This is a genomic window from Aquibacillus rhizosphaerae (assembly GCF_030282825.1).
GTDB classification, from domain to species: Bacteria; Bacillota; Bacilli; order Bacillales; family Amphibacillaceae; genus Aquibacillus_C; species Aquibacillus_C rhizosphaerae.
Genome location: NZ_JASTZU010000021.1, coordinates 131605 through 145048 on the forward strand (window position 1 = coordinate 131605; position 13444 = coordinate 145048).

13 protein-coding genes are annotated in these 13444 nt (G+C 34.9%); 12 read left to right on the forward strand and 1 reads right to left on the reverse strand.

Features of this window, described 5'->3' with window-relative positions:
• Positions 1–5: 5 nt before the first annotated feature.
• The 12 genes from truB (at position 6) to dapA (ending at position 12544) form a co-directional block, all read left to right on the forward strand.
• Positions 6–920 (forward strand): tRNA pseudouridine(55) synthase TruB, encoded by a 915-nt coding sequence (gene truB, locus QQS35_RS06505; RefSeq protein ID WP_285931106.1) that lies wholly within the window; start codon positions 6–8, stop codon positions 918–920.
• 4 nt (positions 921–924) lie between these two features.
• Positions 925–1869 (forward strand): riboflavin biosynthesis protein RibF, encoded by a 945-nt coding sequence (gene ribF / locus QQS35_RS06510; RefSeq protein WP_285931107.1) that lies wholly within the window; start codon positions 925–927, stop codon positions 1867–1869.
• A gap of 125 nt (positions 1870–1994) precedes the next feature.
• A complete protein-coding gene (rpsO, locus tag QQS35_RS06515; protein WP_285931108.1) occupies positions 1995–2264 on the forward strand; it encodes a 30S ribosomal protein S15 in 270 nt (89 codons plus the stop codon).
• Between the two features lie 176 nt (positions 2265–2440).
• On the forward strand, positions 2441–4561 hold the full coding sequence (pnp, locus tag QQS35_RS06520) for a polyribonucleotide nucleotidyltransferase (RefSeq protein ID WP_285931109.1): 2121 nt from the start codon (positions 2441–2443) through the stop codon (positions 4559–4561).
• 367 nt (positions 4562–4928) lie between these two features.
• A complete protein-coding gene (locus QQS35_RS06525; RefSeq protein WP_285931110.1) occupies positions 4929–5882 on the forward strand; it encodes a polysaccharide deacetylase family protein in 954 nt (317 codons plus the stop codon).
• Positions 5883–5918: 36 nt separating this feature from the next.
• Entirely contained in the window at positions 5919–7133 is a 1215-nt protein-coding gene (locus QQS35_RS06530; RefSeq protein WP_285931111.1) for a M16 family metallopeptidase, read from the forward strand.
• A 128-nt stretch (positions 7134–7261) separates the two neighbouring features.
• Entirely contained in the window at positions 7262–7492 is a 231-nt protein-coding gene (locus QQS35_RS06535) for a YlmC/YmxH family sporulation protein (protein ID WP_285931112.1), read from the forward strand.
• A gap of 215 nt (positions 7493–7707) precedes the next feature.
• Positions 7708–8601, forward strand: a complete 894-nt coding sequence (dpaA, locus tag QQS35_RS06540) for a dipicolinic acid synthetase subunit A (protein WP_285931113.1) — start codon at positions 7708–7710, stop codon at positions 8599–8601.
• A gap of 5 nt (positions 8602–8606) precedes the next feature.
• Positions 8607–9194, forward strand: a complete 588-nt coding sequence (locus tag QQS35_RS06545; protein ID WP_285931114.1) for a dipicolinate synthase subunit B — start codon at positions 8607–8609, stop codon at positions 9192–9194.
• Between the two features lie 103 nt (positions 9195–9297).
• Positions 9298–10344 carry an aspartate-semialdehyde dehydrogenase gene (gene asd / locus QQS35_RS06550; RefSeq protein ID WP_285931115.1) on the forward strand — a complete coding sequence of 349 codons (1047 nt, stop codon included), beginning with the start codon at positions 9298–9300 and terminating at the stop codon, positions 10342–10344.
• Between the two features lie 15 nt (positions 10345–10359).
• A complete protein-coding gene (gene dapG / locus QQS35_RS06555) occupies positions 10360–11583 on the forward strand; it encodes an aspartate kinase (RefSeq protein ID WP_285931116.1) in 1224 nt (407 codons plus the stop codon).
• A gap of 100 nt (positions 11584–11683) precedes the next feature.
• Positions 11684–12544 carry a 4-hydroxy-tetrahydrodipicolinate synthase gene (dapA, locus tag QQS35_RS06560; RefSeq protein WP_285931117.1) on the forward strand — a complete coding sequence of 287 codons (861 nt, stop codon included), beginning with the start codon at positions 11684–11686 and terminating at the stop codon, positions 12542–12544.
• A 58-nt stretch (positions 12545–12602) separates the two neighbouring features.
• Here dapA and QQS35_RS06565 read toward each other — a convergent pair.
• Positions 12603–13444 (reverse strand): IS3 family transposase (locus QQS35_RS06565; RefSeq protein WP_285929948.1); only part of this gene is annotated, 842 nt, incomplete at its 5' end.

The window sequence follows — 13444 nt, forward strand, 5'->3', positions numbered from 1 at the left end:
ATAATATGGATGGAATTCTTCCTTTATGGAAACCAAAAGGGCTTACTTCACATGACTGTGTATTTAAAGTCCGAAAGTTATTGAAGACAAAAAAAGTCGGTCATACAGGAACCCTTGATCCAGAAGTAGAAGGAGTATTACCTATTTGTATTGGACAAGCAACAAAAGTAGTTCCTTATTTAACGGATACACAAAAAACATATATTGCGGAAATTACACTTGGTGTTTCAACTGAAACGGAAGATAGTCATGGTGATATCGTTGAGAAGCGGGAAGTGACTGAGGACTTTGATAGAGAGTATATTGACACAATTTTAAAGCAATTTAAGGGCCCAATCATGCAAACGCCACCCATGTATTCTGCAGTTAAGGTAAATGGAAAAAAACTTTATGAATATGCTCGTGAAGGAGTAGCTGTAGAACGTCCAGAACGAAGGGTAGTTATTGATGAAATTGAACTATTAACTAATAGATCAAATCACAATTATCACCAGTTTTCGTTTCGTGTAGAGTGTTCTAAAGGTACGTATATACGTACGCTTTGTGTGGATATTGGTAAGGCGTTGGGTTATCCAGCACACATGTCTAACTTAATACGGTTGCAAACAGGTGGCTTCAATAAAGAAGAAACTTTTACCTTTAAACAAATTGAACAAGCCGTCGAACAGGAAAATATAGCATCGCTTCTATTACCAATTCAAACGGGTGTAAAGGATATGGATATTCATTATATTGATAGTGAATTACTACCAAAAGTTTTAAATGGGCAAAAATTTCCTATACCTAAGAATGTTCCCTTAACCAACCCATTCAGGGTTCAACTAAATGATCAATTGATTGCTATTTATGAGTTTCACCCAAAAAATAATAATGAAATTAAACCTGTAAGGTTATTTCATACGAATATTGAAAGTAGGTGATTAGGTGGATACATTTAGATTGACTTATCCTCAACAATTGAATAAAAGTGAATTTCAGGAAACTGTTGCGGCTATTGGGTTTTTTGATGGTATTCATAGAGGTCATCAAAAAGTCATTAAACAAGCGATAGAGATAGCAAATGAACAGGGGAAAAAAAGTGCAGTAGTTACTTTTTATCCTCATCCGTCTGTTGTATTAAAGAAAAAAGATATGCGAGTGGATTATTTAACACCTTTAACTGAGAAAGAAAATTTATTAAACGAAATGGGTATAGATACTTTATATGTAATTACGTTTAATACAGAGCTTTCAAAATTAGAACCACAATCATTTATTGATCATTATATTATTGGATTAAACATAAAACATCTTGTTGCAGGTTTTGATTTTAGTTATGGCTATAAAGGTGAAGGTTCTATGGATACCATCGAAAAACATGCTAGAGGAGTATTTGAATATACAGTAGTAAAACCGAAAAAAGAAGAAAATAATCAGAAAATAAGTTCTACTTTAATCCGTGAACATTTACGAAATGGAAATATTGAACAAGCTAATAAATTGCTTGGTAGACCACTCTCTGCACGAGGAATTGTTGTTGAGGGAGATAAACGGGGAAGAACAATAGGTTTTCCTACAGCTAATATAGAAGTTACAGATCCCTTTTTATTACCAAAAGTGGGCGTTTATGCTGTAACCGTTAAGTTACAAGGGAAGAGATTTGCTGGTATGGCTAATTTAGGATATAAACCAACATTTAAAGAAAACATTAAAAAACCTTCGATAGAAGTACATATTTTTGATTATAAAAAGGATATTTATGGGAAAGAATTAATTGTAGAATGGCATAAGTATATTAGAAATGAATTAAAATTTAATGGTATTGATGAATTAGTAAATCAAATCAAGCTTGATGAACAAGAAATACGAACTTTTTTAAAAACGATTTAGCCCAAAGACTTGCTTTTTTAAAGAAAAGGTTGTAATCTAAAATACGGAACCATCTGCTTGGCTACGCGAAACTCCGGCGCTTGCTAGGGGAATGGGGATTATATAATATTTAGGAGGTGAACAGGATGGCACTTACTCAAGAGCGTAAAAACGAAATAATTAATGAGTTTAAAACACACGATAGTGACACTGGTTCTCCAGAGGTTCAAATCGCTGTCCTTACAGAGGAAATTACAACTCTAAACGAACACTTACGTGTTCACAAGAAAGATCACCACTCACGCCGTGGTCTATTAAAAATGGTAGGTAAACGTCGTAATTTATTAAACTACCTACGTAATAAAGACGTAACACGTTACCGTGATTTAATCCAGAAACTTGGCTTACGTCGTTAAATGTGCTTAAAAGCGGGATTATTCCCGCTTTTTCTGTACAAAAAAACATACATAGAGCATTTTAAAGAGGAGATACTAACAAAATAGGAGAAAAACTACTCTTTTTCTCAATTTTGTGACAACCTCTTATATAAGAGCACTATTATATTTTAGCATTGAGAGGAGTACTAAATTATATGGCAGAAAACAAAAAAGTATTCTCCACAGAAATTTCTGGTCAACCTTTTTCGGTTGAAATAGGAGAACTTGCAAAACAAGCAAATGGTGCTTGTATGGTAAAGTACGGTGATACTTCAGTATTATCTACTGCAACAGGTTCTAAAGAACCAAAGGATTTACCCTTTTTTCCATTGACAGTAAACTATGAGGAGAGATTATACGCTGTAGGTAAAATACCTGGCGGGTTCATTAAAAGAGAAGGCCGTCCTAGTGAGAAAGCTGTTCTTACATCACGTTTAATTGATCGTCCTATTCGTCCGCTATTTCCAGACGGTTATCGCAATGATGTTCAGGTTATAAGTATCGTAATGAGTGTTGACCAGAATTGCCCTTCTGAGATTGCTGCAATGATCGGGTCTTCGCTATCATTGAGTATTTCTGACATTCCTTTTGGGGGTCCTATCGCGGGAGCTATTGTTGGACGAGTTGATGGTGAGTTTGTTATTAATCCTTCAACAGAGCAGCGCGACAAAAGTGATCTTGATTTAATTGTAGCGGGAACTAAAGATGCTATTAACATGGTAGAAGCTGGTGCAGAAGAAGTATCAGAAGAGATTATGTTGGAAGCAATTATGTTTGGTCATGAAGAAATTAAGCGTTTAGTAGCATTCCAAGAGAAGGTAATAGCAGAAGTTGCAAAAGAAAAAATGGAAGTTACTTTATTTGAACTTGATAAAGAATTAACAATTGAAGTAGAAGAAAAAGCAAAATCTAGTCTTGTTGATGCAATTCAAGTTCAGGAAAAGCATGCACGTGAACTTGCTATTGATAAAGTGAAAAAAGAAGTAGTGGCAAGCTATGAGGAACAAGAAGCTGATGAGAATACAATGAAACATGTTAAAGGTATTCTTGATAAGATGGTAAAAGAAGAAGTTAGGCGTTTGATTACTAAAGAAAAGGTTAGACCAGATGGAAGGAAGATAGATGAAATTCGTTCATTATCTTCACGTATTGGAGTTCTACCAAGAACACACGGATCTGGTTTGTTTACGCGTGGTCAAACACAGGCATTGAGTGTTTGTACACTAGGTGCATTAGGTGATGTTCAAATATTAGACGGTTTAGATTTAGAAGAATCAAAACGTTTTATGCACCATTATAATTTCCCATCATTTAGTGTTGGTGAAACTGGCCCTATTAGAGGACCGGGTCGTAGGGAAATTGGTCACGGAGCTTTAGGTGAACGTGCACTTGAAGTAGTCGTACCGTCTGAAAAAGAATTTCCATATACAATTCGTTTGGTTTCAGAGGTATTAGAATCCAATGGTTCAACTTCACAAGCAAGTATTTGTGCAAGTACGTTAGCTATGATGGATGCTGGTGTTCCGATTAAAGCTCCAGTAGCTGGTATTGCAATGGGTCTAGTTAAATCTGGTGATGATTATTCTATTTTAAGTGATATTCAAGGTATGGAAGATTTCCTTGGTGATATGGACTTTAAAGTAGCTGGAACAGCAAATGGTGTTACAGCATTACAAATGGATATTAAGATTGAAGGTTTATCACGTGAGATTTTAGAGGAAGCTTTACAACAAGCTAAAATAGGTCGTATGCACATCTTGGGACACATGCTTGAAACAATAAATGAGCCAAAAGGCGAGCTATCACAATATGCACCTAAGATTTTAACAATGAAGATCAAGCCTGATAAAATTCGTGATGTAATAGGACCAAGTGGTAAACAGATTAATAAAATCATTGAAGAAACAGGTGTTAAAATCGATATTGAGCAGGATGGTAATGTATTCATTTCTTCTACAGATAATGAAATGAATAAAAAAGCCCAAAAGATTATCGAAGACTTAGTGCGTGAAGTACAAGCTGGAGAAATGTATCTTGGTACTGTTAAACGTGTAGAAAAATTTGGAGCTTTTGTAGAATTATACAAAGGTAAAGAAGGTCTTGTTCATATTTCTGAAATGGCTGAAGAAAGAATCAATAAAGTGGAAGATGTTGTTTCAATTGGCGATCAAATTATGGTGAAAGTTAAAGAAATAGATAACCAGGGAAGAGTTAATCTTTCTAGAAAAGCAGTTCTAAAAGAGGAAAAAGAAAAAAGCGAAAAAACTAAATCCTAGAAACCGAGAAGCTGGCGTGCCAGTTTCTTTTTTATTTTCCAGAATTATAAAATTTTCTAAAAGTGGATACCATATAGAAAACAGCTACATCCATCCTAAGCCTACCGCACCTGTGGTGGGGGGCAATGTGACCAAAGATGGCACGCTTTCACTTGTATTTTTTTGTATAGAAAGTCATCGCGGAAACAAGGGGCAGCGCAATATTGGAAAAACTAACTTTGTCTCTATGTTTTAAGAAGCTTTGGATAGTGCCTAAGAATTTATAATTACTGTTCTACTCAAAAATAATGTTCATAATAGTTCTTTTATATTTTGCGTTCTACCTTGTCCTTCCTCCTCATAAATTTTTATGAGGGAGGGATACATAGTGAGTCGTTCAATAATTCAACTAATTGCATTTTTGGTTATGTTACTGTTAATAACTCCATTTCAAACTCCTAATTTATTTGTAATGGAAAGATCTCTTAATGACAATAAAACTATTCAACAAGTAGCAATGAATAAAAACACATTATTAGAAAAGATCAAGGAAAAAAGCGTAGAATATAAAGAGCCCCCACAGGACGCTAGGATTGATAAAGTATGGAAAAAAATACCTGGTAGAAATGGAATAAAAGTGAATATCGAAAAGTCTTTTGAGAAAATGAAACAAAAAGGTGAATTTGATGAATCTTTATTGGTGTTTGATCAGATTGAGCCAGAAATAACTATCAAAGATTTAGCACCATCACCAATTTATAAAGGTCACCCCGAAAAACAAATGGTTTCACTTTTAATTAATGTTGCTTGGGGAGAAAAAAATATTCCTAGTATTCTTAATACCTTAAAAAAACATCAAGTTAAAGCTACTTTTTTCATCGAAGGTAAATGGGCTAGTAATAATACTGACTTAGTAAAAATGATTCATGAGGAAGAACATATTATAGGGAATCATGCTTTTGATCATCCAGATATGAATCGTTTATCCGCAGAAGAAAATATGTCACAAATCAAAAAAACCAATGATATATTAAAAGCGATTACTGGAGAATCACCAAGATGGTTTGCCCCCCCTAGTGGAAGTTTTAATGATGAAGTTGTAAAAGTGGCATCTAAATTAGAAATGAACACTGTTTTATGGTCAGTTGATACGATTGATTGGAAGAAACCGACCACTTCGGTTATGGTCAATCGTGTAATGTCTAATATTCATCCTGGTGCTATGATTCTAATGCACCCAACAGATGTTATTGAGCAGGGCCTCGAACAGTTAGTTTTGAATCTTAAAGAAAAAGAGTATAAAATTGGAACAGTAGAAAGACTATTAAGTGAAAAGAGATAAAATAAGCTTAAGGTTGTTTATTAGGAGGATTTTGATTTGTTACAAAAACATGTTTGCTCAAATGGTCTTCGGATTGTACTAGAAGATATACCAGCTGTTAGATCGGTTACTATAGGGATATGGATTAAAACTGGCTCAAGGAATGAGGGAAAAAGTAATAATGGGATTTCCCACTTTTTAGAGCATATGTTTTTTAAAGGTACAAAAACACGCTCAGCTAAAGATATTGCTGAAGCGTTTGATGCAATAGGTGGACAAGTTAACGCTTTCACATCTAAAGAGTATACATGTTACTACGCGAAAGTACTAGACACTCATAAAAACTTTGCTTTAGAAGTGTTGTCAGATATGTTCTTTAATTCTACTTTCGATGAGGCAGAAATGGAAAGAGAAAAAAAGGTTGTACTAGAAGAGATTAAAATGTCTGAGGATACTCCCGATGATATTGTACATGACCTTTTATCCCAGGCTTCTTATGGGCAACACCCATTAGGATTTCCAATACTAGGTACGGAGAGTACGTTAGCCTCTTTCCAACCTGAAGACTTACGTGGGTATATCGATAAAAATTATTCTCCAGGAAACATAGTTATTTCAGTAGCTGGAAATGTTGATGCTTCTTTCTTCAACAATATCGATGAATTGTTTGGAAGTTATAAAACAAACCAAACAGCAGATGAATTTGAAAAACCAGATTTTGTCGCAGACCATATTGAAAGACAAAAAGAAACAGAACAAGCACATTTGTGCATTGGTTACAATGGATTTTCGATTGAAGATGATGATATTTACAGTTTAATCGTCATGAATAATGTATTTGGTGGAAGCATGAGTTCTCGATTGTTTCAAGAAATACGTGAGCAAAGAGGACTAGCATATTCTGTATTTTCCTATCATAGCTCTTTTTTAGATAATGGTCTACTAACTATATATGCTGGTACAGGTAAAGAACATCTCCCTTTACTTAGAGAAACTGTTACAGATACAATTAATGATTTAATTGCTCATGGATTAACTGAAAAAGAATTACGTAATAGTAAGGAGCAATTAAAGGGAAATTTAATGCTTAGTTTAGAAAGTACGAGTAGTAGGATGAGTAGAAATGGGAAAAATGAGTTGTTATTACACAAACATCGAACATTAGATGAAATGATTTCCGAAATTGATGGAGTTAGTCAACAATCAACAAACGACGTTATCCATAAAATTTTCAAAGAAAAATATTCAAGTGCTTTAATATCCTCAAAGTAATAGGATTGCTAAATAAAAATGTTATGGACAACTAAAGCCTATGATTTATTCATAGGTTTTTTATTTGTAGCATAGTTTTATATAAATGGTGACCAATAGTAATGAAATCGATTATGAGGAGGTACGTGATGAAATACAAAGATATGAGTGGAAAAGAAATTGTTAATATTAAATCGGGCACACGTTTAGGCATATTAGGACAAACGGATTTGGAATTAGATGAAAGAACAGGACAAATTGAATCATTTATTATTCCGAATTACAGTTGGTTCGGAATGAAAAAGGAAGGAGACAGCATTCGTATTAATTGGAGTGACATTAAAAAGATTGGGGAAGATATGATAATAATAGAGTCCTGATAATTTGCGGGAAAATGAAAAAATATACTGTGTGCTTTTTTGCAAAAACTCTGTCATTGACAGAGTTTTTTTCTAATAGGAGTATTAATTTTTCAAGGTTTGGTTGTTTGTCTAATTATCTAGTTATGGTTGAATAAATTCGGATTTTTTTCACTATCTAGAAAAAGATTCATAATATAAAAAAGAATAGTGATTACTCCAGGTGAGGTGAAACGATGAATAAGACTAAAAACATCGCAGTATTAGGCGGTGACGCAAGGTATTTAGAAATGGTTAAGAACATGTCCAAATCTGATGATATTCATATTGAATTAGTAGGTTTTGATCAATTAAATCAAGGATTCACTGGAGCGAAACAAATTGACTTAGATGATTTAGAACTAAGTAAATTAGATGCTGTAATCTTGCCAATACCAGGTACGGATGGATTAGGTTATATTGAAACAGTTTTTTCAGATAAAAATTTACAAGTCACTAAAGAATGGTTTAAAAAATTGTCTAAACATTGTTTAGTATTCAGTGGGATTGCTAATGATTATTTAATAAATAGTGTGAATGAAGCTGGTTTATCATTAATTCCACTCATGGAACGAAATGATGTCGCAATTTATAACTCCATTCCCACTGTTGAAGGTACAATAATGATTGCAATCCAGAACACGGACTTTACCATTCATTCTTCTAATGTAATTGTACTAGGGTTAGGAAGAGTCGGTATGAGTGTAGCAAGTAAGTTTGCGGGATTAGGTGCAGATGTACATGTAGGTTCTAGAAGTAAAGAAGATATTGCTAGGGCAACTGAAATGGGGGTAACTGCATTTCACATGAATGAACTTTCTGCATATACTTCTCAATGTAACATTTTGATTAACACTGTTCCGGCACTAGTAGTAACTAATGATGTAATAAAAACAATGCAATCTAATGCACTAATTATAGATTTAGCCTCTAAACCTGGTGGAACCGATTTTGATTATGCAGAAAAAAGAGGAATTAAAGCTCTGCATTCGTTAGGATTACCAGGAATCGTAGCTCCAAAAACTGCTGGAGAAATTCTTGGTACGGTCGTAGAACAAATAATGTATGAGCAAGACTTAGGGGAGGAATAAGTCATATGTCTTTAGAAGGGAAAAAAATAGGGTTCGGTATTACTGGTTCTCATTGTACGTATGAAGCTGTATTTCCTGAGATTGAAAAGCTTGTAGATGCAGGTGCGGAAGTAGTTCCTGTTGTTTCATATACAGTACAAAGTACAGATACAAAATTCGGTAAAGCAAAGGATCATATGCAACGTATTAAAGAAATTTGTGGAAGAGATCCGATAACTACAATTCCTGATGCGGAGCCACTTGGCCCAATTGAGCCATTGGATTGTATGGTTCTTGCTCCATTAACTGGTAATTCGATGAGCAGGCTAGCTAATGCGATTTCAGACACACCGGTTTTAATGGCAACAAAAGCGACTATAAGAAATGGAAACCCCGTCGTGTTGGCTATTTCAACCAATGATGCATTGGGATTAAACGGTACTAACTTGATGCGTCTAATGTCTACAAAACTTATGTATTTTGTACCTTATGGTCAAGACGACCCGATTAAGAAACCAAATTCATTAGTTTCTGATATGACACTCATTCAAGATACAATTGAGCATGCGCTTAACTTCAAACAAATTCAACCCGTTATTATTGAAAGAAAATAACTGATATTATCCTATCTGTACCTTACTTGTAAGAGATATGTTAGAATATATACTATTAATAAATTTTTACAAGTAAGTGATTATAAGAGAGGGGCAAGTATTTATGGTAAACGAACAAGGATACAATGTAGCATTAGTAGGAGCAACAGGTGCAGTAGGACACAAAATGTTGGAAACGTTAGAACGAAAAAAATTTCCTATAAAACAATTAACTTTATTATCATCTAGTCGTTCGGCTGGAAAAAAGATAAATTTTAAAGGTGAAGAGTACACGGTTCAAGAAGCAACACCTGAAAGTTTTGAAGGAATACAAATTGCGTTATTTTCTGCAGGTGGATCTGTTTCAAAAAGTTTAGCTCATGAAGCGGTTGCACGTGGGGCTGTCGTTATCGACAACACAAGTGCTTTCCGTATGGATGAGAACGTACCCTTAGTAGTACCAGAAGTAAATGAAGAAGATATTGCGAAACATAATGGCATTATTGCAAATCCAAATTGCTCTACAATACAAATGGTTGCTGCTTTAAAACCAATTCAAGCAAAATTTGGAATGTCAAGAGTAATCGTATCAACTTATCAAGCTGTATCTGGAGCTGGTAACTTGGCAATTGATGAATTAAAAGATCAATCACAAGCATTTTTAAATGGTGAAGATATGGAAGCAAATTTACTTCCAGTATCCGGAGATAAAAAGCATTATCCAATAGCTTTTAATGCATTACCACAAATCGATGTATTTCAAGAAAATGGATATACGTATGAAGAAATGAAAATGATTAATGAAACGAAAAAAATCATGCATGCTCCTGGATTACCTGTAGCAGCAACATGTGTAAGGTTGCCATTTTTCACATCACATGCTGAAAGTGTTTATGTAGAAGTAGCAGATGAAAATGTCACAGTAAAAGATATTCAATCAGCTTTGGTAAATGCTGATGGTATTATTCTAGAAGACGATCCATCTACACAGACTTACCCAACTCCATTAAGTGCTTCAGGGAAAAGCGAAGTATTTGTTGGTAGAGTGAGAAAAGATCTTGATAATGCGAAAGGATTCCACTTATGGGTAGTATCTGATAACTTACTAAAAGGAGCAGCATGGAATTCTGTTCAAATAGCAGAATCTCTTATTAAAAATAACTGGCTGTAACTTAGAGGTGTCAATATGAAGATTTTAGTACAAAAATTTGGCGGAACATCTGTAAGTGATAAAGAGTCGCGACAGAGTGCTATCGGGCATATTAGTGATGCTATAGATGAAGGTTATAAAGTTGTCGTGGTAGTTTCAGCTATGGGTAGATATCCAGATCCTTATGCAACTGACTCATTATTGAAGTTAGTCGACTTCCCGCATACAAAAATTAGTAAAAGAGAACAAGATTTACTACTATCCTGTGGTGAAACGATTTCATCTGTTGTTTTTTCTAATGAATTAAAAAACAATGAGATAGCGTCAGTTGCTATGACTGGTGCACAGGCTGGTTTTTTGACAAATGAAGACTTTACACAAGCAAAAATCAAAGCGATGAATGTAGAAAGAGTTTTTGAAGAACTTAAGCATTCAGATGTCATAGTTGTAGCTGGATTTCAAGGGAAAACGGAAACTGGTGAAGTGACTACAATCGGCAGAGGAGGTAGTGATACTTCTGCTGCTGCACTAGGTGCTGCGTTAGATGCTGAATACATTGACATCTTTACTGATGTAGAAGGAATTATGACTGCAGACCCAAGAGTAGTAAAAACAGCAAGAACATTGAATGTTGTCACCTATGCGGAGATTTGCAACTTAGCTTATCAAGGTGCAAAAGTAATCCATCCTAGAGCAGTAGAAATCGCTATGCAAGCGAAAGTTCCAATTCGAGTAAGATCAACAAAATCGAACGAGATTGGTACATTGGTGACAAACTCAAGAGATACTGTAAAGGGTAAGGATATACCTGATCGTCTCGTCACTGGGATTGCTCATATGTCTGACATAACTCAAATAAAAGTTTATGCTGAAACAGAAGCTTATCAATTACATTCACAAGTGTTTAAAGTAATGGCAGAAGCGGGAATATCCGTTGACTTTATTAATATTTCGCCTACGGGTGTAGTCTACACTATTCCAGAGATATTTACAGAAAAAGCTGTAGAGTTACTAGAAGATTTATCTTATAAACCAGAAACAATTCGAAACTGTGCTAAGGTCTCATTGGTGGGTGCTGGAATGACAGGTGTACCTGGAGTTACAGCGAAAATTGTACACACACTCACAGATGCTGGTATTCAAATCCTTCAATCTGCTGACAGTCATACAACCATCTGGGTGTTGGTTCATCATGATGATCTTATTCCAGCGGTAAATGCACTTCATGAAACGTTTGAATTAGATAATTTAAGTAGTTAAATTATTTGTGTTTAGTGGGAATATTGGATCGGTTTAGATGATTACTCTTCATCTCGAATGTGAGTTGTTATGTAGTCGAAGTTGAAAGGAGAGTAGAGTAATGGATTTTGGGAAATTACTCACAGCAATGGTTACACCATTTAATGAACAAAATGAAATAGATTATGACAAAACAACGTTATTGATTAATTTTCTCATTGATAATGGGACCGATGGTTTAGTAGTTGCTGGAACAACTGGCGAGTCTCCTACGCTAAGTTCAGAAGAAAAACTTCAATTATTTGAGCATGTAGTAAAAGTAGTTGATAAACGTGTTCCGGTCATTGCAGGAACAGGGTCAAATAACACCCAAGCATCTTTGGAACTTACTAAGAAAGCAGAAGAGCTAGGTGTTGACGGAGCTTTACTAGTTACACCATATTACAATAAACCAAATCAAGAGGGGCTATTTCAGCATTTTTCAACAATTGCAAATGGCACAAAATTGCCAATTATGTTATATAATATTCCTGGAAGAACGATTGTTCAATTAGCCGTGGAAACAGTTGTAGCCTTGTCTAAGGTGGAGAATATTGTATCAATAAAGGAATCTAGTGGTGACTTTGATGCAATTTCTAAGATAATTGACAATACTAGTGAAACTTTCACCGTATATAGTGGTGACGATAGTTTAACTCTTCCTATTAAATCCATTGGTGGAGATGGTGTTATATCGGTTGCTTCCCATATAATTGGGAAGGAAATGAAAGAAATGCTTGATGCTTTTGACAACGGAGATGTAAAAAAGGCTGCAAGTTTGCACCGTCAATTAATTCCAATAATGAGAGTATTGTTTATGGCACCTTCCCCTAGTCCGGTGAAAGCGGCTTTAAATATAAAAGGTATGAATGTAGGTAGTGTTCGTCTACCCCTTATTCCACTTTCAGAGCTTGAAAAAGAATTTCTAACAAATATTATTTAATAAAAGAGGGAATGATTGAACTGACATAGCGATATGAGACACATATAAAACACCTATTTTAGGCTGCCACGACGCCAAATTCTTTTGGCGTAAGGTAGCCTAATTTTTCTTGAATTCTTTCCTCATTATAATGTTTAATGTATTCATCCACTTTCTCAACAACAGTAAAGTTGGATAAAGAATTGAATTTAATATACTGAAATTCCTCTGACTTTAAACTAGAATGAAAGGATTCAATTACGGCATTATCCCAACAATTTCCTCGTCTTGACATACTGCTGACAAAATGGTTTTTCTTCGCGTTATTCTGATAGGCATACGATGTATAAACACTCCCCTGGTCTGAATGAAGAATGACACCTTCTGGATTATGACGATTGATTAATGCCTCTTCGAGTGTATCAATCACCAGCGGCGTCTGTTGATGGTTATACAGCTTATATGCAATGATTTCATTACTATACAAGTCCATAATGGATGAAAGATATAAGGTTTCGCTCCCATATTGAATATACGTAATATCCGTTACCCATTTCTCATTTGGTTTAGAAGCAGTAAAGTCACGTTGTAGAATATTCGGTGCAATTACTTCTGATTCCCCTTGTGATTTCCATCTTCGCTTTGGTTTCACTCTACACTGTACATTGTGTTTTTGCATGATTTTCTGTACTGTATTTCGGTGTAATTCAATATTATGATCACGCTTCAACAACTTTTTAATCTTACGGTGACCACAACGATATTTGTATTTTTTGCATAGTTCTATAATGATATCTTCATGTGGATTCCGATAGGTGATTCCACTATTCATCCAACGATAGAATGTAGAACGTGGCACTTCTAGGGCAGACAAAATAGAAGTGATTGTGTACTTCCCCTTGAATTGTTCAACCAATTGAA

Bases quoted from the DNA above. Each gene is read 5' to 3' on its own strand.
- truB (WP_285931106.1), top strand. From the start codon at position 6: ATGGATGGAATTCTTCCTTTATGGAAACCAAAAGGGCTTACTTCACAT.
- rpsO (WP_285931108.1), top strand. From the start codon at position 1,995: ATGGCACTTACTCAAGAGCGTAAAAACGAAATAATTAATGAGTTTAAA.
- pnp (WP_285931109.1), top strand. From the start codon at position 2,441: ATGGCAGAAAACAAAAAAGTATTCTCCACAGAAATTTCTGGTCAACCT.
- QQS35_RS06535 (WP_285931112.1), top strand. From the start codon at position 7,262: ATGAAATACAAAGATATGAGTGGAAAAGAAATTGTTAATATTAAATCG.
- dpaA (WP_285931113.1), top strand. From the start codon at position 7,708: ATGAATAAGACTAAAAACATCGCAGTATTAGGCGGTGACGCAAGGTAT.
- QQS35_RS06545 (WP_285931114.1), top strand. From the start codon at position 8,607: ATGTCTTTAGAAGGGAAAAAAATAGGGTTCGGTATTACTGGTTCTCAT.
- asd (WP_285931115.1), top strand. From the start codon at position 9,298: ATGGTAAACGAACAAGGATACAATGTAGCATTAGTAGGAGCAACAGGT.
- dapG (WP_285931116.1), top strand. From the start codon at position 10,360: ATGAAGATTTTAGTACAAAAATTTGGCGGAACATCTGTAAGTGATAAA.
- dapA (WP_285931117.1), top strand. From the start codon at position 11,684: ATGGATTTTGGGAAATTACTCACAGCAATGGTTACACCATTTAATGAA.